The sequence below is a fragment of the Aquitalea aquatica genome, assembly GCF_013911085.1.
Taxonomy (GTDB): Bacteria; Pseudomonadota; Gammaproteobacteria; order Burkholderiales; family Chromobacteriaceae; genus Aquitalea; species Aquitalea aquatica.
On the sequence record NZ_JACERN010000031.1, the window covers coordinates 1 to 21592 of the forward strand.

Sequence of the window (21592 nt, forward strand, 5' to 3'; positions counted from 1 at the left end):
CCCTACCCACCCTGCTCGCCTTCGGACTTGTGTCGCTTGGCATGGTCCTCACGCCCGGACCAAACATGATTTACCTTATCTCACGTTCAATCTGCCAGGGCCGCAATGCGGGTCTGGTCTCGCTTGGTGGGGTTGCACTCGGATTTGTGTTTTATATGTTTTCAGCGGCATGCGGCATCACCGCGCTCCTGCTGACCGTGCCATACGCGTACGACGCATTACGGATCTTTGGCGCACTGTATCTGCTGTACCTCGCCTGGCAAGCTCTAAAACCGGGTGGTCGTTCGGCGTTTCAGGTTCGGCAGTTGCCAAATGATAGCCGCCGCAAGCTCTTCACAATGGGCTTCATCACAAACCTCACCAATCCAAAAATTGCAGTGATGTATCTGTCACTCTTGCCGCAGTTCATTTCGCCAGGACATGGCAGCGTGCTTGCACAATCGCTGGCACTCGGCAGTGTGCAGATCGCGGTGAGCATCAGCATCAACGCGCTCATCGCATGCATGGCTGGTTCAATCGCGGTATTTCTGACCAAGAGGCCACGTTGGGCACTGATTCAGCGTTGGCTGATGGGCACCGTGCTTGCCGGACTGGCTGCGCGTATTGCATTGGAATCGCAGCATTAAGCATGCCGCGATCAACTTGAGATGACGCAAGGAGCGCGCAGAACAGGCAGCGCGTAGTGCCAGGTTAACGAGTGGTGTGTTTTACCCGGACGGGATACTATTCCCCCCCCTTTGGTTTAAGGACTCTGCATGCAAGAGAAGGTTATTTCGTGAACAAAAAATGTAGGACGGCGCTTGGAATCATCCCAAATGACGCGCATCAAGCATGGCTTTCCCCATCGCCATTTCTGCCGGTGTTCAATTTTCATGAGATGCACGAGTCGGGTGCAATCCATGCGCGACCAGATGAAATCATCGCCGCCGTTGCCGCCCTTGGACATGCGCGACGACCGCATCATACGTGCGCTGTTAGCCATCCGCGAACTACCATCAAAATGTTTGAGACATTTCGGCAAGCAGCAGGATGTCGCGCCGTTTGGCTTTAACACCTTCACTTTGCTTCAGCGCACCGACAACGAAATTTCCCTGGGTCTATCTGGGCGTTTCTGGCGTCCCAAGCTTGATATCTGTCATATCCCGACTGCCCGGGAATTCGAGGCCCAGAACGATCCACGCTTAGCCAAACTGGTGCTGCGCTTTCAGGTCATTGCACATCCGCATGCCAGCCACACGCTTCGGACCGAGACCTTCGTGTATTGCGCAAATACACGTACAAAAATGCTATTTACGCCTTACTGGCTGGCAATCCGCCTGGCCAGCGGATGGATTCGGCGTCGCACCCTGACATCAATTCAGCAGAAACTCTCCACACCTGCAAGCCAGGGAATTACGCATGAATAGCACGGCAGTGGCCAGGCTACCTCGCGTAGCACTAGCGTACACACACCGGTGTGGCGCCTTACACGCGCGCAGGCGCTGAGAAGAACAGTCCGGGCTATGCATGGCAGGAATAGCTTGAGTTCGGCCAAAGCGGGCAGCTACCGACGTAAGTGAGAACGTCCACTTCTGCGGTCATAGCAGCCACGACGTATCTCACAAAAGAGTAGCTATTCAGCCAATGCGGCTTGTAGTTCTTCTTTTGAAAGTGGCTTGCAGTATATCGGAGTCCCAGGCTCAAAGCGTACCCCCTCAACCAGCCTGCCTGCATCTACCGCATCAAACCCGAATTGTTCGTATAGCTGCACGACAAGCTGCTTGTCGCTTTCCAGATCTCCAGCAAGCGGCAAGGCCCGGCGCCTGGGGCTCTTTGTTGGCAACCCATCATTTTCTAGATCGTTCATCGGGATAGCGTTAAAGGCTTTGACGATGCGCGAGTGCGAAAAATGCTCGGCTATCAAGGCGCTGGAGCTGGTTCGATGTAGATCTAGCTCATCGATATGGTCATCACGCTCCGGGTAATAATTGCACGAATCGATTAGTAGCTTGTCAGCCAGCAATGCTGCCGACAGCTGAGTGTAGGCATAGAAAGGAACAGCCAGCACAAGGATGTCACCAAACTCAGCAGCCTCTTCGATGGTGCCCAGTATGCAACCGGTCGAGTACGGCAGGCTAAACATGGACTTGGGTCCACGGGAATTGCTGAGCATGACCTCATGCCCCGCCTTTACTGCCAATTTGGCGAGCGTGCGTCCGACAACGCCGGCACCAATGATTCCGATTTTCATGCTGATGACTCCAGATAAAAGTGACATCTGGAGTGTATTTATTCATTATTGGTAGATAAATATGTACTTTATTGGATAACTAACAACCAGTATGAGGGAATCGTGGATAAGCTAGTCAGCATGGGTGTGTTTGCAAAATCAGCTGAACTGGGATCATTCGCTGCTGCTGCCCAGGCGCTCGACATATCACCACAAATGGTGGCCAAGCATGTGGCGGGCCTAGAGGCCGACTTAGGTGTCACCCTCATCAACCGGACGACCCGGAGGCAGAGTCTCACCGACATCGGTCTTGCCTACTACGATCGTTGCAAAGTGGTGTTGGCCGAAGTGGAGGCCGCTGATGCCTTAGCCCAGGAAATATTATCCCACCCCAAAGGCGTGTTGCGGATCAGTGCCCCCATCACCTTTGGAGCATTCAGCCTGGCTCCTTTTGTCACACGCTATCTGGCCCGCTATCCGGATGTCCAGATTGACCTGTCACTGAGTGACCGCTATGTCGATCCGATTGAGGATGGCTACGAAATCCTGATTCGCATCGGTGAACTTGAGAACTCCTCTCTCATTGCCAGGCCATTGGCACCGTATAAATTGATTGCCTGTGCATCACCATCCTACCTTGCACAGCATGGCGAGCCAGAAACCCCGGAGGACTTGTTGCTCCATGATTGTCTGGCATATATGAACGGTAGATCGGCCATGCCATGCCGCTGGGCTTTCACCAGGAACAGTTCTACCCATGAGGTTAAAATCAAGGGCCGCTTGCGCAGCGATAACTGGAAAGCCTTGTTGCATGCGGCAACAGAGGGCTTTGGCATTACGCTGGGCCCCGCAGACGTGCTGGTACCTGAAATCAATGCAGGACGCCTGGTCCAGGTTCTGCCCGATTACATGGGCCCTTCCAGGCCCATGCATGTGCTTTACCCTTCCCACCGCAAACCAACGGCAAAAATACGGAGCTTTATCGAAGCTTTGGTCAGTGCGTTCGGCATCTAGACTTCATGACTCATGCAAAAACGCTTCCATGCTGGCCAGCAGCGCTAGCGGTGTTTCATTCATTGGATAATGGCCTGCATTGGCTAGCTCTTCGTGACTGGCGCTTGCGTAGCGCTGCATGGTGGTGGCTTGCATCAGTGCGCTGTTGAACACCGGGTCGTACGCTCCGGTAATCAGTTTGAATGGGATGGCCTTGCCTGTTATTGCATGGCTGAAGTCGGTGTGCAGCCAGGCTGTCAGGTATGCCGCGAAGGCTTGCTGGGTGGCGTGCTGCCATGAGTATGCTGCTTTCCATTCCAGCCACTTCTGGGGTAGGCGGTGGCCCGTGCTGCGGTCAATGATGGCGAGGCGCTTCTCGGTACTGGTTGCTGCGGCATGCAGCTGGCTGATGGCCAAGTCGTCCAGTGCGACTCCGCCGCAGGGAACCGGGGCTATCCCTACCATCGATATCACCCGCTGCGCTTGCAGGCTGGCGATCCGCTCGATGGCCATTCCCCCCATTGAGTGACCCACCAGGCTGAAGCGGTCAAGTTGCAGCGTGTCGGCCAGTGCCAGGGCATCTTGGGCAATTTCATCAATCGTGAAGTTGCCTTTGCTGTCTTGCATATCGCCATAACCGCGATAGTCCATGAACAGATAGCTGAATGCCTGTTGATCCAGCATGTCTTCCAGCGGTGCAAAAGAATGGCGGTCACCAAACCAGCCATGCAGAACGATGACATGGTGCGGGCCATTCCCTACGCGATGATACGAGTTCGGCATTATTCCCCCTGTGTTTAGTGCATGGTGTAAAGCACAAAGGGTAAGTGCTTGGCGCTTGACCTGCTTTCGTTGTTAGGTCAAATGCCATAGAGTTTGGGGCATGAGAGATGCGGAACTTGAATTGTTGGGTGATGTGCCGCGCGATGTGGTGGTGATTGAGCGCGCGTTTGCCGCGGGTAGCCACTATCCGGCGCACCGCCACCAGCGGGGGCAGCTGGCTTTTGCCCGGCAGGGCTCCATCAGTGTGATGACCCGTTTCGGGCATTGGCTGGTGCCGCCAGGGCGAGCGGTGTGGGTGCCGGCAGGTATCGAGCACGAAATGCAGATGCTGGGGCCGGTTGTCATGCTGAACACCTTTGTGAGTGTGGATGCAGCGGACAGGGTTGGCCTGGCTACGCACTGCCAGGTGTGTGCCGTCAGCCCATTGCTGTACCAGCTATTGCTGCAGGCGGTTGAACTCCCCCTGGTGTACCCGATGGACGGCCGTAGCCATCACCTGATGGGATTGTTGCTCACCGAGATATCGATGGCCACCGTGTTGCCTTTGCATGCCCCGTTGCCAATGAATGAAGGCCTTGCCGCGTTGTGCAGGTCACTACTGGCAGCGCCGACTCTGCTGATGGATACCGATGCCATGGCGGCGCGCATGGCCATGAGCCGTAGCACTTTTACCCGGTTTTTCAGGAAGGAAACCGGCATCAGTTATATGCAATGGCGGCAGCAGGCCTGCTTGCTGGCCGCCATCAGGCGGCTTGAGGAAGGGCAAAGTGTTACGTCAGTGGCGCTGGAGCTGGGCTATGGCAGCCCGTCCACATTTACGGCCCTGTTCCGCAAAACGCTTGGGATGAGTCCACAGGCTTACGTCAGAATACAAGCCAACTGATTACGTAAAACATGTGCAAGCTGACCAGGGCTCTCTTCCAGGTTGACAGGTAACTTCAACCAACAGCTTGGTGCGCGCCGACTAGTTCTGCGGCAGTTCGGCCAAAGCGGTCAATGAGAGTGGCTGGGCATAACGGCTGGTTTAAACAGAATTTCGGACACGCTCCGATCAGGTAGAAGGTGAAAGCCAGATTGCCCACTCAAGATTGAGCGCGACGGAGCATGTCGCAAGATGAAGGTGACGCCGCATATGGCACGCAATACCTGATGAACCGGAGGCAGTAGGATTGACAGTCACACCACGCGCCATCGAGCGCTACGCGCTGAGCCAGCGACTACGCAAATGCATCGAACAGTGTTTCGGATGGTGCAAGCCGGGGCGGGTCACACTGAGATTGAATGTTCAACATTCTTAGCAACTTTTAGATTGTATTGATGTGACTACGTAAGCCAGAATCCATCATCAATGACGCTTGATGGCTTATGCATGACCTTTAATTTATCTCGTGGCCTGCTTTGTTCGCTTGGTTTAGTGCTTTGCGCACAGTCTTTTGCTTCCGTAACGACGCCTGCTACGACAGTAATGACAGAAATCTTCGGTGATGGACAGAAGGTTTCCTACGTCATTCTTCAATACAAACAGTCAATCAAAGCAAGTTCGATATCCCCGTTGTCGTTCTCTGTCGATGGCCACAAGGTTATTCGGGCGTATGCGAATACTTCAGGTGAGCGCAGCAATGCGGGCAAGAATGGTTCCTATGTCATTTTGGAACTCGACACAAGCATTGCCGCCGACACGAAAAAGCCAGCTGGACCTTTGATTCAAGCAGGGGAAAGTTCGGGCCGTCCACCAGGTGGTGGTGGCCCCAAGCTGGGAGAGAAAAGCAACAAGCCTGCAATGGTCGAACAGCTCAATGTGACAGTCCGTCAGTCATCGCCAGTAATGCGGACGGATGGGGAAAAGGCCGGTCAGGCTGGGAGCATCTGGACGAGCAGTAAGACCGTTGACCTGATGATTGGCCAATTTCAGCAGCGAGTGTTTATCGATCCACGCTTCCCTGATCAGCCTCTCAAGTACAATCTGTACATTCCTAAAGACTACAGCCCCACCCGACACTTTCCGCTGGTGTTGTTCATGCATGATGCCGGGGCAGTGAGCAATGCGCCCACTGAAACGCTGACTCAAGGCCTTGGCGCTGTAATCTGGTCAACGCCAGAGGAGCAGTCAAAGCATGAAACCTTCGTTCTCGCCCCCCAGTACGATCGTGTGATTGCAGACGATGCATCTGGTACGACCGACCAGATGGATATCACAGTCGATCTGGTAAAGGCCCTGTCTGCCCAATACAACCTTGATACCAACCGGCTCTATAACACTGGCCAGTCAATGGGCGGGATGACCTCGATTGCGATGGATATCAAATATCCAGATGTGTTCGCAGCATCCCTGCTGGTAGCAAGTCAGTGGAATCCAGAAAAAGTAGCCCCACTTGCCAAGAAGCCACTCTGGATTGTTGTTAGCGAAGAGGATACCAAAGCCAAGCCAGGCCAAGATGCCATAACCGACAAACTGAAATCCTTGGGCTCGACTGTGGCTAAGGCAACGTGGTCGGCAGAGGATTCAGCGGACAGCCTAAACCAGTCGGTCGCGAGTATGTTGGCCAGAAAAGCAACGATCAACTACACGGTATTCAAAGGTGGGGATCACCGTTACACATGGCAACATGCCTATAGTATCGCGGGTATTCGTGATTGGCTTCTGGCCCAGACCAAGGACTCTGGACAGACCGCTGCATCGCTTTTTGAATTGGGTGATGCACTGTCCAAGGATGGTGATCAATTCGGAGCCATTCAGTATTTCAGTCGCGCTTCAGAAATGGGCTATGCCCGGGCAACCGAGATGCTTGGAGCGATATATGCGTCCGGTAGAGGTATGGGTGCACCAGATTACAAGGCTGCAGCCAAGTATGATGATCTGGCCATCTCGCAGGGTAGTCAGCGTGCGTTGACTGAACTGGGTATTCTGTATTTTCAGGGTACGGGTATAGGGCAGGATTTCAATAAAGCAAGGATGCTATGGGAGAAGGCTACTGCAGCGGGCGATATGAAAGCACCGCGCTGGTTAGGCCTCCTGTATCTCAATGGGCACGGTGTTCATCAGGATGCTTCCAAAGCTTCATCCTTACTAAACCTTGCGGCTGGTAGAGGCGACATTACTGCAAACTACTGGCTTGGGTTTATGTATGAGAATGGTTTGGGTGTCACCAAGGATTTTAAGCAGGCCATCGCTTTGTATGAGAAAGCAGCCCCTCTTGATGGTCGGCACGTAGAAGGTGCAGCATGCCTTGCGCTTGGGCGAATTTATGAGAAAGGATTAGGCGTAGCACCAAATCCATTCGTTGCAGAAGTGTGGTATCAACGAGGTGCGGTGTCAGGCAACACGGACTCCAAAGAGGCGTTGGATCATATAAGGAAGAAGTAGGCTCCGTACTCTGCGATGGGCTTAGTGTGATGGAGCGGGCCAAACCACATCCTTATTCCTTAAAAATAGCACCCCCGAAGGGGTGCTATTTTTCTTAACGGTGCAGGCCTGGATGGACGGGTTCAAGAAAAGAGCGGCATAACACGAGTCAGAATTTTGAGTTCAAGTTGACCCCAAACGGCTGGTATGTGACCTTGAGCCGAAGCTGACGACTAGTGGGATAGAAAACCGCTTAGGCCGAACTTCCGCTTACCAGGTCGCCGCATTATCAGTTCGTCAGCTGAGGCGGGCATCCAGTTTTCATGCGCGGAATAACAGGTTGCCGCTGGTAAGTAGTCCTTCAGGAATGGACTGTCCAGGGCGGAGGTAGGGTCAGCGATATTTGATATACACATCTAGGCCACGGCAGCCTGTAGGTACGATGCTCTGTGGCAGGCGACGGAATCCGGAATGCTTGAGCATGGTCTTCATGCTTGGCGAATAGGGGGTGCACTCCGCACGCAGGGCCATGCCTTTGGGGATAATCATATCGATCTTCTCCAATAGCGTTCTGCCATGCCCCTTCCCCATGTGTTCGGGAGCAACCGCAAACATGCTGAGGCTGATTTCCCTATTCTCTTCAGTTGAGCGTGATAGCCAAGCAAAGCCGATTAGGTTATCCATGCGTTCACAGATCAACAGCTTTGACGTATTCGGACGAGATGGTGATGTCACTGACTAGGTTGAAACACTGAGCCACAAAAGTTGCCTGAGTAAGGCCACATGTCCCTGTGCGTTCAGGTAGCAATCTGGAAATGCGCCGGCAACGCTTCCCTGCTGTATCAGTTCAAAAATCTTGGGTATATCGAGTAGCTTGACAGGCCTCAAGATTGTATTGGCGGGCATTGGGAATGTGGCTATGACTCGGTGAGTGTTAACTTTACAAATCAAATTCGGGATTGTCATCCGTAATTTTTCTTATGAGTGTAAAGGTAAGATTGAGTCGCAGCAACGTTTTCCTAGCTGATAAGCGACGTCCCCTCGCTACTGAAAACGGGGGGCGTCAGTCCTATCCCGCATCCCGCCTGTATGAGCTAGCCAATCTGAAGGTGGGGTGCGTTGAACTTTTTAAACACAGGAAAGGGTATGTCTCTAATACATGAGGCTCGCTCAAATTTCGGTATGATTTGCCTATGCTACAAAAAATATAACTTGATTTCGGCCTGCTGTCTTTGCCCGATACATTGCCTGATCGGCATGCTGCATTAGCTGATCTTCATTCATTCCATGAACTGGATAAATCGCCCCACCTATACTGCAAGAGATTTGGATATCTTGCTGTTTGATGCTAAAAGGTTGTTTAAGTGCATGGACAATTTTCTCAGCAATTCTGCTAGCATCCTCAATGCTACCAGCACCGGGCAGGATGACAATAAATTCGTCCCCACCTAGCCGGGCGATAGTATCGCTTTCTCTCGTACAAGCCCGCATACGGTTTGCGGCTGCCTGTAAAAGCAGGTCGCCTACTGCATGGCCGTAGGTATCATTAACAGGCTTGAAGTGATCCAGGTCGATGAATAACAGAGTAAAATGACTCTGATTACGATGAGCCTGTGCAACAACCTGCGACAGTCGTTCGGTGAATAGCGCACGATTGGGTAGGTTGGTCAGCAAGTCATGGTGAGCCAGATGGTGGATCTGAGCCTCCGCTTCCATCTTGGCAGAAATATCGGTAAATACAGCCAGTCGCCTCAATACCCTGCCGTCCTCATCACTAATGGTGTTGATACTCAAAGACAGAGGAATGGCTGTGCCATCTTTGCGCCTTATCCAGTATTCACCTTGCCAGGCCCCCATCGTCAGAATAGTCTGCCATAAACTATGCATGAAGTCGGTCGAGTGCCGCTCACTACGTAGCATGCTGGTTTCCTGGCCAATTACCTCTATTGCGCTATAACCGGTAATTATTTCGAAAGCCGGGTTGACTGCTTCGATCAGATTTTTCCTATTGGCAACCACAATTCCTTCGCTACTGTGCAGATAAACAAGGTTAGCCAATTGCTGCTGCCTTGTGCTGCGCTCATGCTGGATGGCAATACTTAGGAGATTGGCAGCTTGCTGTTGGTGTAGCAAATCTGGTAGTGCCTGCTGCTCTACCTGTTGACGGCAGGATACCAGCACACCTTCCAGAGTAGACTCGCCGGCAAGGATAGGTTCGGACCAACACAACTCTAGTCCCATCGAGCCCAGCAGTTCCTGTACTCTGATGCGATAGCCGACATCGGCAATGGATTGCCATACCGTCATGCTCCCTTCCAGTCCACTGCCTCCGCGTAGATCGGTTGGTTCTGAAGCATGCAGCCAGTCAAGGGGGAACAACTGTTTGTGCTCCGCCAGCACGCCCGCCTCGAAACTAAATACCAGAAAAGTTAACTCATTATTTTCGGCTTCAAGACTGGAGATGATATTGCCTAGCACCTCATGCAGCTTCCCCCCCCTAGCCAGCATTTCCATCACGGCATTACGCCGGGCATTTTCTGCCCGCTGGCGTTTCAGACTATCGATATCGCTGTGAGTGCCTATTATACGCAAGGGCCTCCCGTCGTCACTGCGACTGACCAGCAGTCCCCGCGCTAGTAACCACTTCCAGCGTCCCTCTGGGGTACGGATACGGAATTCGTAACTGTATACAGGGGTCTTGCCTGATAGGTGAAGCTCCAGTGCTAGCTTGCGCGGGGTGCGGTCTCGCGGGTGCTGCAGAGCCTCCCATTCGGAGGCATGCATCCACTGCGCATCTTTGCCATCGAATCCTAATACCGCCATTTCCTGACGGGACAGATACATTTCTCCAGTTTGTAGATTCCAGTCCCACACGCCATCTCCGGCCCCCTCTAGCGCAAATTTCCAACGCTCTTCACTATCACGCAGGGTAGCTTGGGCCTGCCGGCGCTGGGTAATGTCTTCCACGATGGTCCAGATATACTTTTCCCCGTTGCGACTTCTCAGTAGTAGGCTGTTCAAGCTGATTGGTACGAGACAGCCATCCTTACGCTGGTATTCTTGCTCGGTGGGCCCGTAACGGCCACTTTGTCGTAAGGTCGTATATTGCATTTCAAGATCAGCTTGATAACACGCGGGCATCAAGATCTTGTAATTAAGTGTTTTCAGCTCCTCTGCCGAATATCCACATATGTGCAAGAAGGCATCATTGAAATCGATAAAACGTCCTTGCATATCGGTAAGTACGATACCCAGGGGAGATAGCTGATACAGACCACTAAGTTTTTCGCTGCTTTCTGATAATTCTGCGACTTTTTCATCCACCTGAGCTTCCACGCGTGCGGTGTAGCCAGTCCCCAGCATGAGAAAAGCCCCTAGCAAGCCAGTCCCCAGCAGACCAGCTACTAATACCAGCGTGCTTTGCCATTCTCGGTGTTGTTCCACGTAGCTTGTACTCGGCATCGTTTCCAGCAACAGCTCACGTTGGCCTATCAGTAACCGGTGCTGCCAAGCTACCCGCATTTGCCCTGTGGGAAAATTGTTGTACACCACTTGACGTGTGGCACTATCAGTCAGGCGTAGTCGTAGCTGAGCTCGGTCGGATTGCGTCAGCAGCTTATCCAAAAATGCATCGGTTCGGATGACAACTAGTACGACGCCTGGGCCGGCATGTGATGTATCAACTGCTTCCAGCAAGAGAAAACCAAAGTTATGTGGACTCTGTACTAAGTGCAGCGGAGCAGTTGCCACACTTCGCCCGCTCCGGTTAGCTGTGTTTATTGCTTCCGCCCGATCTGGTGTTGACATGATGTCAAACCCTTTGGCAGCTTCATTCCCTTCTAGCGGTTCGATATAGGTAATCGGATAGTGGACAGACTTTGGTACTGACGGGTGGCGCGTGCCCTTGAGATAGCGCGCCGTAGTCGTCACCTGTGGTGCCCATTCGATGCTCTGGATCATTGGAAATCGCTTCAGGGCCAGCAGTGTGAACTGATGGAATTCTTCCTGGCTCACTCGATCATCCCCTGCAAAGAGCCCGCGAGTCTGGTCCAACAGTGACTCCTGCTCGTCTAGTCGAGCCTGCATGGTGTCTGCTAGCCGTTGGGACTGCAGTCTTAGCTCTACTAGGGATTCCTTTTCTTCCCAGTGGCTGACAGTGAAGTACAAAATCACCAGTAACGACAAGGCAAGTATCATTGGTAAGGCCACGGTGCCCAACCGTTTGCGCCAAAGGGCTCGTGGCGCACCGACTACCACCATGGTTAATGGCAAAAAGACCAACAATCCCAAGGTGTCACCAGCCCACCAAATGAGCCAGCTGGTCCAGAAGCCACTACTGGGAATCAGCCCCAACAACTGCAAAGCGCTCACAGACAGCGTTGCACTTATCAGGCAAATAAAGGGTGACAAGAAATGAAAGCGCAATACATCGCGCAAGTTATCGAAGGTAACTGGATAGCCTACACTGCGCCGTAAGATGCGACCTCCCAGTATCGCCTGCAATGAAGAGGCAAGTGCGATCAACAGTGCGGCACTATAACCAGGAAGAGTCAGCTGCGCAGTATGACCATAGGCAATCCATAGATTGAGAAAGAATGAGCCTAAAAAGATTCCAGGAACCGCACCGCTGCAGGCAATGAAAGACACTGTAACAGCTACTCCGGCAGACGGAAAAATTGCAGATGCATACCCCGGGGGAATAGCTAGCAGCAAACTGAGTTTGCCTAAGATGACATAAGTGATGCTGATCAAGAACGTGGTTTTGCACCCACGCTCCATGCGAGTCTGCCAAGTAGTGTTTAATTGCATAGGGTATAAGTTTGCATGTAAGCCCCTAGCATAACAATCAGAGCATAATGTGCCTATCAACTGTATGGAGTAGAAGTATGAATCTCCCTAGTATTTGCCACTCAGATGAGTGTTGAGTACAACAAACTGGTCGATCAATAAGTCGTACTCAGATGGCGGCTTTGGCCGAAAATTGGTTATTTCTCCATCGCAACAGCAAAGACACTCTCCGGCTGGGAGTGTCTTATGCCGCCAGTTCAGCGCTCCAACAAGGTACTGAGCTTATTGGTTATCACAGACTGGGTATTTGCTTCATGTGGAGTCGTCATATTTCACCTGTCGAAGTGATCATGCAGCAACGGTCTGGGTATGCATCCAGCGGCGGTAACGGCAGTTTTTGAAGGTCGTATCCCATTGCTGTTTTGCCAGCGCGATTGCAGGAGCCACATCAGGCTGGGTGTGTTTGCCCCTCGCAAGACGGCTCATCTGATACTTCACCATGGCCATATAGGCAACTGAAGCCAGCACTTTGTTTTTCCACGGAATGGCACGCAGCTGAGCCGTGGCAGTGGTGTCGGAACGCCAGGTGTGAGGCAAGGATGGATCAATGGCCAGGGCGGTAGCCATGCCAGCGACGGCAATGCCGCTTTGCAATACCTGCTCGACAATTTGATAACGGCGGATGCCACCAGTCACCATGATGGGCATGGTTGCGACGCTGGCAATATCACGGGAAAATTCTAGGAAGTAGGCTTCACGCGCCAGGGTACGGCCATCACGGGTCTGGCCGTGCATGGCCGGTGCTTCATAGCTGCCTCCGGACAACTCGATCAGATCCACCCCCAGCGGGTTCAGCATTGCCACGACCTGTTTGGCATCATCGGCACTAAAGCCGCCGTGCAGGAAGTCGGCCGAGTTGAGTTTTACCGCAACGGCAAAACTGTTGCCTGTCACCTGACGTACTTCCTTCACGATATCCAGTAGCAGGCGTGCCCGGTTTACGATGCTGCCGCCCCAACGGTCCACGCGTCGATTGGTGATGGGAGACAAAAACTGGCTAAGCAAATAGCCATGTGCAGCGTGAATCTGCACTCCGTTAAAGCCAAATTGCTCTGCCAGTAACGCAGTACGGACAAAACGCGCCTTCACCTCTGCGATATCGGCTTCTGTCATGGCGCGGGGGAGTTGGAACTGTTTGGAGAAATTGCCCAACTCCATCGCCACGGCTGATGGGGCGATCGCCTCCTGCCCCAGTGCGGCCGGCATTTGCCGACCAGGATGGTTAATCTGCATCCACACCTGTGCCCCCTGTGCCCGGGCCGCTGCGGACCACTGTTTGAAACGGCTGCCAAACTGTGTGGACTCCAGTACCACCCCACCAGGTCCGGTCATGGCGCGGTGGTCTACCATGACATTGCCGGTAATTAACAAACCCGCCCCACCTTCTGCCCAACAGCGATACAAACGGATCAGCGCTGCGGATGGCGCGTGGTCCTTGTCGGCCATGTTTTCTTCCATGGCAGATTTGGCAAGGCGGTTCGGAAGTTGGGTGCCATTAGGCAGGTGCAGGGAAGTAAAGGGGGTCATCGTGGTCTCCTGAGTAACGATGACTGCACGATAATATTCAAGTTAACTTGAAGGTCAAGCCGGTTTGTGAAGATCGCTTCTGTTACGGTGTGGCCAGCCACGGATCTGGCCCGGGCATGGTGGATTATTCTTGTCACGCGATGGGAGACCGACTTGAAGTCCGGCTATTGACATTAAAGTTGACTTTAAACTTAACATGGCATCACACCAATGCTGACTGGTCGCTCTGGCGACTATCGAAGCCGGGAAGGTTTGGTGAAATGTTCTATCATCCGAAGGGTATGCCCCATGTCCATCTTGAAGCAGATCGTCCTTCTTGCCCTCTCATTACTGATGATGAAAACCGCGATTGCCGAAACAAGTCCTGAACTGCCCATCAGTACCGGCAAGATCTTGGTGGTGATGACCAACCACGACCAATACCCGTCCCGCGGTGACCGTACCGGGCTGTGGCTCACCGAGCTGACCCACGTCTACGATGTGCTGACCGCTGCCGGCTATACCGTGGATTTCGTCAGCCCGCAAGGTGGCAAGGTGCCACTGGATCAGCGCAGCCTGGGTTGGCTGTATAGGGATGCTGCCGCTCAGGCATACCTGGATGACCCGGCTTTCATGGAGCGCTTGCAATCCACCCGGGCAGCAGCAGACATCGACCCCGCGGCCTATCGCGCCATCTTCTATACCGGCGGCCATGGCACGATGTGGGACTTCCGTGGCAACAAGGCGCTCAAGCACATTGCCGAAGAAATTTACCGCCATGGTGGCATTGTGTCCTCGGTGTGCCATGGTGCCGCAGGGCTGCTTGATCTGGAAACGGAGGACGGCATACCGCTGATTGTCGGGCATCGTGTGACCGGTTTTTCTAATGTCGAAGAGACACTGGTTGGGATAAAAAGCCAGGTTCCGTATCTGCTGCAGGATGAGCTGGAAACCAAGGGGGCCCGCTACGAGAAGTCGCTAATTCCATTCGGCAGCTTCGTGGTAACCGATGGCCGTATCATTACCGGACAGAACCCCGGCTCCAGCAAGGAAGTGGCGCAGGCATTGCTGACCACATTGCAAAATGGCAAGCAGCCGTAATGCCTTCAGCACCAACAGCGTCATCTAACAGTCAACTCAGGAAGAGCATGAAAATCGGAGAGCTTGCCAAACGCACTGGCATGGCAGCCTCGGCAATTCGCTTCTATGAATCCCGGGGTTTGCTCAAGGTGGCCAGCCGGCAAAGCAATGGCTACCGGGATTATCCTGAGGAGGCAGTAACCATACTGACCATCATCAGTGATGCCCAGCAGGCTGGCTTTTCGCTGGATGAAATCAAGCAGCTGCTGCCGGCGGATGTGAGCTCCTGGCTGCACGACGAGCTGATTACCATCCTGCAGCGCAAGGTAGCGGATATTGAGATATTGCAAACTCGCTTAGCACAAAACAGGGCGCTTATCCAGCATCTGATCCAGTTGATTGAATCCAAACCGGAAGACATGGACTGCAAGCTGAATGCCGCTAGGGTGATGGCTTCTCTTGGCTTGAATCAGGAACAATGACATATCACCACCATTTGACGGTTTGTCGTCCTGGTCGGCAGCAGCTCGGCCTAAGCGGTCAGTGACAATGGCCTGTAATAATGACCAGTTTACTCAGCGCTGCGGACCCCCTCCCTTGGATCTATGACCTAGAAACTCACTCTGCACGGCTAATGCAGAGCCTGGATATAAGCCGCCAGTGCCTGAATTTCCTTGTCATCCAGTGTTTTGACAATCGCCTGCATCTCTACCGCGGAAGGTCGTTGCGTACTGGCAAATACATGCAATTGTTTTTCCACATAAGCCGCATGCTGACCAGCCAGTCGCGGTCCGACTTCACTTCCCTCGCCATTGGGGCCGTGGCAGGCCATGCAGGGCGGTGTGCCCTTGGCTTCATTGCCGTTACGGAATAGTTGCGCTCCCTGTGTGGCAAGCCCTGGCTCCACTGCAGCGGTATTCGGCAGCGGTTTCTGGCTGGAGAAATACTCCGCGATGTCGGCAATGGTCTTGTCATCCAGCGTCGCGGCTATTCCCCACATATAGTCATGGGCAGATTCATCACTGCGGCTATGGTTCTTGAGTGCCTGCAGCTGCTTGACGATATAGCCTGCCTGCTGCCCGGCCAGGCGCGGGAACAGGGGCGAGCTGCTATTGCCATCTGCGGTATGGCAATTGGCACACCACTGCCGCGCCAGATCTTCTGCACTACCTGCCGCGATGACTTGCAGGGGAAGCAGGGAAATCATCCCGAACAGCGCAATTTTAGTGATTTTCATGGCCATCGCTCCTAGAAAGCTATCCACGTATAAAGATAGGTCGTGCTATTGTCCCGCGCATTACGCCCATTGCCATCGTAGTTGAGACTAGCTCCCTGGTATTTGGTGTAGCCGGTATATTGCAAGCCAACGCGCCAGTTGGGCTTGATCATGTAGTTCAATTCCAGGATATAACCGGTGGTGTCCGGACTGCCGGTATTGCTCCAGGCCGTCCAGTCTGTCGTACCATGCTCGCCAAAATAACCGATGCTCAGCCCGTAGGTGTGCTGATACCAATAGCTTGCCTTGGCGCGAAAACTATTCAGTTTGCTATTGGCGGTTGCCCGGTCATTGCCGATATGCGAGGCATCCCAGTCGGTACTCTCATGGATATAAGAGAGCTGGGTGGTGAAAATATGCGGATCAGACAAATACTGGTACTGCATGTCAATGCCACGGTCGTGGTAATGGTCGAGCGGTGAATTGGTATCAGTGCCATCCGCATGGACTTTGGCATCCATACCGAACACACCGACCGCAAGGGAGTGCATGCCCCAGTCCCGGTTATAGGCAAAGCGCAAGTACGGATTATTGCCACTCAGACGGTTGCTCAGGTCTACGCCATGGCTGAGGAAGGAGAACGGGCCATCTGCCACGCGATAGCTGCCTATTTCGGCATACCAGTTCTTGTTGAGAAAAGCATAGGCACTGAGCCCGGCTACTTGCTGGGCCAGCCCGCCTTCAATCAGGGTTGCCTGTGGCCCGATCCCCCATACGCTAGCCAGCCGCGATGACTGGTAGGGATAGCCGAATGCCGGAGTGGAGTTCCATACATCCTGCACCGTCGGATTGTTATTCAGTGTCAGGCCGTAGATCAAATCCAGGTCGGCCTTGGCAAGATGCCAGCTCAGCCGCCAATCATTGTTGTCGACCGTGGTTTTGCCATTGAAGGCCGTGCTGCCATCGGCTTGGGTTGTGCTGTTGAGATTGTTGTAAGTCCATTGGGAAAACATGCCTGCGTGGTCACCAAGCTTGCCCGCGATGAACAGGCTGCCGCCCTCCAGCTGCAATTGATTATTGCGCGGGTAGCTGCTGTCATTGCCCTGCGTATTGGACACCTTGCTGACAGAAGCCACTGCCATCGCGGCAACGGGAAACAGCTGTGTGGTACCTAGCGTATAGCCGGATAATTTGAACAGCCGACCGTAAGGCGTCAGTTCGGGGAAGCTGACATGACAGGCGACACACGCTTCGCCTGTTTGCCGTGCATAGCTGGGCAAGGCAAAAGCCTGCTGTTGGAAGATCAACATCAACAAGGGATACAAAACAGACAAGTAGGCGAGGCGGTAGAGTTTTTTCATGTCCAGCTCCCATAATTGTTCTAAGGCGAACTACCTAATGCAAGCCTAAGCCCTATCTGGAAATGCGCATTCGGCGTACGACATCTATTGATTTGCCGCAAATAAATGGCATGTTAATTGTTGTAAATATCGCATTCTTATTCGGCTTGAACCGGATTTCATCGACCATGCCCAGTCGGGTGTAGCAAAGCATTGATGCAATGCCAGCATGAGCGGCATACAATCCTTCTGCCAGGACGCGGGGCAATGAACATGCACGCAAGCGGCGGCGTGATGGTTGATCGCAATTCGGACGCGATTACCCTAGCAAAGGCTGGACGCGAAGCAGAAATGCCAGCGGTACAGCTTCGTGAAAATGGACAAGGCCTTGCACGAATGACCGACACGGCCGGTCAGATACGGGTAAGTCGAGATGAAAGCAATGTGATGAGCAGGCGATTTTCGAAAATGACATGGCTGAACTTCGCCGGAGCACTGGTGGCTCTGGCTTGGCTGTATGTCGATCACCTCATGGAGCACCCCGTCCATTACCATGCAAGCCGCCTGGTCCGACTGCTGGCGAAGGTGCTGTAGAGTCTGGCAACCTCAATAACAGAAGCTTGTCGTCCCAACTTTCTGAAGATATTGACCCAAGCCCGGCTAAAACTGCCATCCAGCCGCCGTGTATCAAGCGGTAGGTATGCGTAGCTAAAGTGTCGCTTCGAACTGTCTGCGGGAGCTAGGACGATTCATGTCAAATGCAAATGTGCTTAATCCGAATGGAAAAGGCCACTATAAAAGCGGCCTTTTTATCTCAAAGTGGAAAGCTTAGCCTAGAGAAAAACTACGCTTTGCTTGCATTTTCCGTGGCTAGTTTGCGTTTTGCTTGAGCATCCCCGGAATTGGCCTCTTTAGCAGTCTGCGCGGCTGTTTCAGTGGCTTCTTGTAGGGCTTTGGCGGCAGGACTTATCGTAACTTTGTCGACTATGGGCTTGGGCTGGGCACTACTGGTCTTTGTGTCATTATCGGTATCACTTGTAGAAGCAACCGACTTACTGCTGACCGGAGCAACGGATTGTCCCGCTGAAGCGGAAATGGGTGCGATGGACATAAGTTCGCCTCCTAAGAATGACTCATTTTAGAAAAGAAATGTAAAACTTCCGCTGCATTTTGTTTTCGACAGTTTTCTAGAAAACTGGAGCAGTATTTTGAACATTTATCAAATAATGAGAAGACATGCTGAGGATTTTGCTTAAACAGTCGTAACGAACTTTAAGTACAACCCGGCACCGATGCAGAATAAAGCTAAGGTGGGTGTAGCCGACCAACTGAGCTTCTTCAGCCTGATCGGCGGCAGCTCGGCCAGAACAGTAACAATGCTGTTACGCCAGCCTGACTGCTATCGGTTCGCAGCAGCCTTTTCAGTTTGCTGGATGCGTGACGGGGTTGGCCGCAATCCGGCCTGATCTGGAATAAATGCTGTTATTACCCCCGGAAATGAATGCTTGGCGCCTGACCAGATATGACAAAATAGTGAATCCTGATCGCCTAGCAGAGTGTTCATGTCTCGTACGGAAAGATTGTTTACCCTACTTCAAGCCTTGCGGCACCACCGCTTCCCGGTCACCGGGGCCAGCCTCGCCGATGAGCTCGGGGTCAGTCTGCGAACACTTTACCGTGATATCGCCACTTTGCAGGCACAAGGTGCCAATATTGAGGGTGAACCTGGGCTGGGATATATCCTGCGGCCTGGATTCATGTTGCCGCCCTTGATGTTCACTGCAGAGGAAATTGAAGCGCTGGTACTTGGATCGAAATGGGTAGCCAAACGAACAGATACGCATCTGGGCAGTGCGGCAAAGAATGCACTAGCCAAGATTTCCTCAGTTCTGCCACAAGAATTGCGCCATAACCTGGATAGCAGCTCTCTGATGGTGGGAACAGCTTCACAGGCGGAAACTGATGTAGTCGACTTATCGATAATCCGCCGGGCCATTCGGAGTGAGTACAAACTGCGTATCGATTATTGTGATGTGCAGGGCAATGTCACGCAGCGAACAATCTGGCCACTGGCGTTAGGCTATTTCGATCATGTGCGCATGCTGGCCGGGTGGTGTGAAGTGCGTCAGGATTTCCGGCACTTCAGGACAGACCGGATCTCGACACTACTCATTACCCAAGATCACTATCCGCGCAGAAAGCAAGACTTGCTGAAAGAGTGGCGGACATGTGATGCCTACCAGCAGGCCAGCAACAACAAAATCGGCAAAAACAACTAGGCCCAGATTAACAACAGCATGACTGCTGACAGAAACTGTCAGTAACTGCGAATACGATGGCATCACTTTGATCAACCACTGGAGTGTGAGCCATGCGTCTTTACTACCATCCTCTTTCTTCTTGTAGCCGCCGGGTGCTTCTCGTGGCACGCCATCTTGGCATACCGCTTGAGCTGATATCGGTTGACCTGTTTCGTGGCGAGCAAAATACGCCACCCTTCTTGAAGCTGAACCCGAATCATCAGGTTCCCGTTCTTGAAGATGACGAATATGTGCTCTGGGAGTCTTACGCCATCATGCAGTACCTGGCCGAGTTGGCGCAGGATCAGTCCCTGCATCCTGAAACAGCACAACAACGGACAGATGCGAGCCGCTGGATGTTCTGGTGCAGCCAACATCTGATGCCGGCGATCAGCACCCTTAACTGGGAAAATTCAATCAAGGGGATGGCAGGCCTAGGGCTCGCCATCCAGACTGAAGTGGCGCGCGCTGAAGCGATATTTGTCGAGGCTTGCCAGGTTCTCGACACACATCTTGTCGGGCGGGAATGGATTAGTGGCAGCCGACTGTCTCTTGCTGATCTTGCTATTGCAGCACCGCTGGGCGATTGGCATCGTGCCAAGCTTCCACTCATGCAATTTAGCCAAATCGGGCGATGGTTCCAGCAGATTCAGGCACTGGATTGCTGGCAGGAAACGGAGCAAGCCCCGAGCTGACAGGCAGACTGATTCAGATAAGGTGTTGTCGGATTCACAATGTCAACCTGGCTCCGTAAAACAGTAACTACCATAGCGGTGCGAGTGTTTGGCCAGGCTGACCCATAACAATGCGTCAACCTGGCCAGCGGCAGATAGGCCCAAGCCGTCATCTATCCCATCTGGAATGACCGACTGCTCGTAGTTATTAACCGGGGTGTACTTTGCCAGACTGGTGCATTTCCCCGCGCGTGGCTCTTTGCTGGATCCACATCACCTCGTCTGCCAACGTTTCTGCCATGGGTCTGAAGCCCAGACCGAAGCGCCTCCGGATTTTGTCCGCCGAGAATTTTCTTCCGTAGTCGTTCGCCATATTGTTTACCGTAGCCAGGCTGAGTAATACCGGCCTACCCGTCAGCCGTGCATAAACCTCCTGCAAAAAAGCGATGACATACAACATGGTGCGCGGCAGTTTACGGCGCGGGGCGGGTACGCTGCTGACCGACTCCATCGCCTGCAAAAGACTGGCCATACTGACTGGATGGCCGGCGGCCAGATAGCGCTCGCCCCGCTCCCCCATTTTACTGGCTGCCAAAGCGACTTGCGCCACATCGCGGGCATCCACCACGGAGAAAGCCGCATCGACCACCCCCGGAATTTTCTGCTGCAGGTAATCCGCTACGAACTGCCCGGCCGAAGTGGGGCCAAGATCGCCCGGGCCATGCATCCAGCCGGGCAAGACAAGGGAAATGTGCATATCCGAGTGACTATCGAGAAAAGTGAATATCACCTCGTCAGTTTCAATCTTGCTGCGGTAATAGTCATCCGGTGCCTCCGCGATGGGTAGCACCATGCTCTCGTCGGTCAATCCAGAATCATTGCGGCCCAATACTGCAATGGAGCTGATATGGACCATGCGTCGAATGCCAGCTGCGTATGCCCCGTCAAGCAGGTTTTGCGTACCCTCGACATTGGTCTTGCGCAGGGCGGCCAGATGGCGGCCACCTTTGTAGCTTTCACGGAAGTAAGCCGCGGTATGAAACATGACATCGCAGCCCTGCAATGCTGCAGCAAACCCCTCGACATGCGTGAGATCGCCCGGCACCACCTCCAAACGGTTGCCTATCAACTCCCCGAACTGCTCCTTGGCTTTCAGTTTTGACCTGGCTAAAGCCTTGACCCGATAGCCTTTCGTTAGCAGTAAACGAACAAGATTGTTACCTAGCAACCCGGTAGCACCCGTGACAAATGCGATTTTTTCTTGCGTCATGTTTTTCCCTGATCGTCAGCCCATAAGGGG

Annotated in this window: 19 protein-coding genes and 1 pseudogene; 11 read left to right on the forward strand and 9 right to left on the reverse strand. The window is 53.2% G+C overall.

Going from position 1 to position 21592, the window contains the following annotated elements; translation table 11 throughout:
* Together H2Z84_RS11845 and H2Z84_RS11850 are read left to right on the forward strand one after the other, a co-directional pair.
* A partial coding sequence (locus H2Z84_RS11845) for a LysE family translocator (protein ID WP_181836154.1) occupies positions 1–626 on the forward strand: 626 nt, incomplete at its 5' end.
* Positions 627–815: 189 nt separating this feature from the next.
* Positions 816–1406, forward strand: a complete 591-nt coding sequence (locus H2Z84_RS11850) for a hypothetical protein (protein ID WP_258869384.1) — start codon at positions 816–818, stop codon at positions 1404–1406.
* A 206-nt stretch (positions 1407–1612) separates the two neighbouring features.
* Here H2Z84_RS11850 and H2Z84_RS11855 read toward each other — a convergent pair whose 3' ends face one another.
* Positions 1613–2230, reverse strand: coding sequence for an NADPH-dependent F420 reductase (locus H2Z84_RS11855; protein ID WP_181836155.1), 618 nt, complete (start codon positions 2228–2230; stop codon positions 1613–1615).
* Between the two features lie 102 nt (positions 2231–2332).
* Between H2Z84_RS11855 and H2Z84_RS11860 the strand changes: the two genes are divergently transcribed.
* Positions 2333–3223, forward strand: coding sequence for a LysR family transcriptional regulator (locus H2Z84_RS11860; protein ID WP_181836156.1), 891 nt, complete (start codon positions 2333–2335; stop codon positions 3221–3223).
* Positions 3224–3226: 3 nt separating this feature from the next.
* Here H2Z84_RS11860 and H2Z84_RS11865 read toward each other — a convergent pair whose 3' ends face one another.
* Positions 3227–3985: an alpha/beta fold hydrolase gene (locus H2Z84_RS11865; protein ID WP_181836157.1), complete on the reverse strand. Its 759-nt coding sequence runs from the start codon at positions 3983–3985 to the stop codon at positions 3227–3229.
* 100 nt (positions 3986–4085) lie between these two features.
* Between H2Z84_RS11865 and H2Z84_RS11870 the strand changes: the two genes are divergently transcribed.
* The 3 genes and pseudogenes from H2Z84_RS11870 to H2Z84_RS11880 all read left to right on the forward strand — a co-directional run bounded on the left by H2Z84_RS11870 (position 4086) and on the right by H2Z84_RS11880 (position 7349).
* A complete protein-coding gene (locus H2Z84_RS11870; protein ID WP_181836158.1) occupies positions 4086–4868 on the forward strand; it encodes an AraC family transcriptional regulator in 783 nt (260 codons plus the stop codon).
* A gap of 219 nt (positions 4869–5087) precedes the next feature.
* Positions 5088–5241, forward strand: a pseudogene (locus H2Z84_RS11875) (IS5/IS1182 family transposase); the annotation flags it as partial.
* Positions 5242–5354: 113 nt separating this feature from the next.
* A complete protein-coding gene (locus H2Z84_RS11880; protein WP_181836159.1) occupies positions 5355–7349 on the forward strand; it encodes an alpha/beta hydrolase-fold protein in 1995 nt (664 codons plus the stop codon).
* Between the two features lie 372 nt (positions 7350–7721).
* On the opposite strand, the gene H2Z84_RS11885 is transcribed toward H2Z84_RS11880, so the two are convergent.
* From H2Z84_RS11885 to H2Z84_RS11895, 3 genes are all read right to left on the reverse strand, one after another.
* The gene (locus H2Z84_RS11885) at positions 7722–8063 is read right to left on the reverse strand and encodes a GNAT family N-acetyltransferase (RefSeq protein ID WP_309545472.1); all 342 of its coding nucleotides are present in this window, start codon (positions 8061–8063) and stop codon (positions 7722–7724) included.
* 456 nt (positions 8064–8519) lie between these two features.
* On the reverse strand, positions 8520–12080 hold the full coding sequence (locus H2Z84_RS11890; RefSeq protein ID WP_181836161.1) for a diguanylate cyclase domain-containing protein: 3561 nt from the start codon (positions 12078–12080) through the stop codon (positions 8520–8522).
* A 384-nt stretch (positions 12081–12464) separates the two neighbouring features.
* A complete protein-coding gene (locus H2Z84_RS11895; protein ID WP_181836162.1) occupies positions 12465–13703 on the reverse strand; it encodes an NADH:flavin oxidoreductase/NADH oxidase family protein in 1239 nt (412 codons plus the stop codon).
* A 288-nt stretch (positions 13704–13991) separates the two neighbouring features.
* Between H2Z84_RS11895 and H2Z84_RS11900 the strand changes: the two genes are divergently transcribed.
* Complete coding sequence (locus tag H2Z84_RS11900; RefSeq protein WP_181836163.1) at positions 13992–14783, forward strand: type 1 glutamine amidotransferase domain-containing protein; 792 nt, start codon at positions 13992–13994, stop codon at positions 14781–14783.
* Entirely contained in the window at positions 14783–15244 is a 462-nt protein-coding gene (locus H2Z84_RS11905) for a MerR family transcriptional regulator (protein WP_258869386.1), read from the forward strand. Before H2Z84_RS11900 ends, H2Z84_RS11905 begins: the two co-directional genes overlap by 1 nt.
* A gap of 149 nt (positions 15245–15393) precedes the next feature.
* Here H2Z84_RS11905 and H2Z84_RS11910 read toward each other — a convergent pair whose 3' ends face one another.
* Positions 15394–15999 (reverse strand): c-type cytochrome, encoded by a 606-nt coding sequence (locus H2Z84_RS11910; RefSeq protein WP_181836164.1) that lies wholly within the window; start codon positions 15997–15999, stop codon positions 15394–15396.
* Between the two features lie 11 nt (positions 16000–16010).
* Positions 16011–17339, reverse strand: coding sequence for a hypothetical protein (locus tag H2Z84_RS11915; RefSeq protein WP_220272813.1), 1329 nt, complete (start codon positions 17337–17339; stop codon positions 16011–16013).
* A gap of 246 nt (positions 17340–17585) precedes the next feature.
* Between H2Z84_RS11915 and H2Z84_RS11920 the strand changes: the two genes are divergently transcribed.
* Positions 17586–17912 carry a hypothetical protein gene (locus H2Z84_RS11920; protein ID WP_181836165.1) on the forward strand — a complete coding sequence of 109 codons (327 nt, stop codon included), beginning with the start codon at positions 17586–17588 and terminating at the stop codon, positions 17910–17912.
* A gap of 250 nt (positions 17913–18162) precedes the next feature.
* On the opposite strand, the gene H2Z84_RS11925 is transcribed toward H2Z84_RS11920, so the two are convergent.
* Positions 18163–18429 (reverse strand): hypothetical protein, encoded by a 267-nt coding sequence (locus tag H2Z84_RS11925; RefSeq protein ID WP_181836166.1) that lies wholly within the window; start codon positions 18427–18429, stop codon positions 18163–18165.
* Positions 18430–18880: 451 nt separating this feature from the next.
* Between H2Z84_RS11925 and H2Z84_RS11930 the strand changes: the two genes are divergently transcribed.
* Together H2Z84_RS11930 and H2Z84_RS11935 are read left to right on the forward strand one after the other, a co-directional pair.
* Positions 18881–19597 (forward strand): helix-turn-helix transcriptional regulator, encoded by a 717-nt coding sequence (locus H2Z84_RS11930; RefSeq protein WP_181836167.1) that lies wholly within the window; start codon positions 18881–18883, stop codon positions 19595–19597.
* Between the two features lie 92 nt (positions 19598–19689).
* Positions 19690–20313: a glutathione S-transferase family protein gene (locus H2Z84_RS11935; RefSeq protein WP_181836168.1), complete on the forward strand. Its 624-nt coding sequence runs from the start codon at positions 19690–19692 to the stop codon at positions 20311–20313.
* A 187-nt stretch (positions 20314–20500) separates the two neighbouring features.
* On the opposite strand, the gene H2Z84_RS11940 is transcribed toward H2Z84_RS11935, so the two are convergent.
* Positions 20501–21562: an SDR family oxidoreductase gene (locus H2Z84_RS11940; protein WP_181836169.1), complete on the reverse strand. Its 1062-nt coding sequence runs from the start codon at positions 21560–21562 to the stop codon at positions 20501–20503.
* Positions 21563–21592: the final 30 nt, after the last annotated feature.

What these genes read in the sequence shown, in the direction of transcription:
- H2Z84_RS11935 (WP_181836168.1), top strand. Translation starts at nt 19,690, where the DNA reads ATGCGTCTTTACTACCATCCTCTTTCTTCTTGTAGCCGCCGGGTGCTT.
- H2Z84_RS11915 (WP_220272813.1), bottom strand. Translation starts at nt 17,339, where the DNA reads ATGAAAAAACTCTACCGCCTCGCCTACTTGTCTGTTTTGTATCCCTTG.
- H2Z84_RS11910 (WP_181836164.1), bottom strand. Translation starts at nt 15,999, where the DNA reads ATGAAAATCACTAAAATTGCGCTGTTCGGGATGATTTCCCTGCTTCCC.
- H2Z84_RS11925 (WP_181836166.1), bottom strand. Translation starts at nt 18,429, where the DNA reads ATGTCCATCGCACCCATTTCCGCTTCAGCGGGACAATCCGTTGCTCCG.
- H2Z84_RS11905 (WP_258869386.1), top strand. Translation starts at nt 14,783, where the DNA reads ATGCCTTCAGCACCAACAGCGTCATCTAACAGTCAACTCAGGAAGAGC.
- H2Z84_RS11855 (WP_181836155.1), bottom strand. Translation starts at nt 2,230, where the DNA reads ATGAAAATCGGAATCATTGGTGCCGGCGTTGTCGGACGCACGCTCGCC.
- H2Z84_RS11850 (WP_258869384.1), top strand. Translation starts at nt 816, where the DNA reads ATGACGCGCATCAAGCATGGCTTTCCCCATCGCCATTTCTGCCGGTGT.
- H2Z84_RS11865 (WP_181836157.1), bottom strand. Translation starts at nt 3,985, where the DNA reads ATGCCGAACTCGTATCATCGCGTAGGGAATGGCCCGCACCATGTCATC.
- H2Z84_RS11880 (WP_181836159.1), top strand. Translation starts at nt 5,355, where the DNA reads ATGACCTTTAATTTATCTCGTGGCCTGCTTTGTTCGCTTGGTTTAGTG.
- H2Z84_RS11900 (WP_181836163.1), top strand. Translation starts at nt 13,992, where the DNA reads ATGTCCATCTTGAAGCAGATCGTCCTTCTTGCCCTCTCATTACTGATG.
- H2Z84_RS11920 (WP_181836165.1), top strand. Translation starts at nt 17,586, where the DNA reads ATGAACATGCACGCAAGCGGCGGCGTGATGGTTGATCGCAATTCGGAC.
- H2Z84_RS11930 (WP_181836167.1), top strand. Translation starts at nt 18,881, where the DNA reads ATGTCTCGTACGGAAAGATTGTTTACCCTACTTCAAGCCTTGCGGCAC.
- H2Z84_RS11870 (WP_181836158.1), top strand. Translation starts at nt 4,086, where the DNA reads ATGAGAGATGCGGAACTTGAATTGTTGGGTGATGTGCCGCGCGATGTG.
- H2Z84_RS11895 (WP_181836162.1), bottom strand. Translation starts at nt 13,703, where the DNA reads ATGACCCCCTTTACTTCCCTGCACCTGCCTAATGGCACCCAACTTCCG.
- H2Z84_RS11940 (WP_181836169.1), bottom strand. Translation starts at nt 21,562, where the DNA reads ATGACGCAAGAAAAAATCGCATTTGTCACGGGTGCTACCGGGTTGCTA.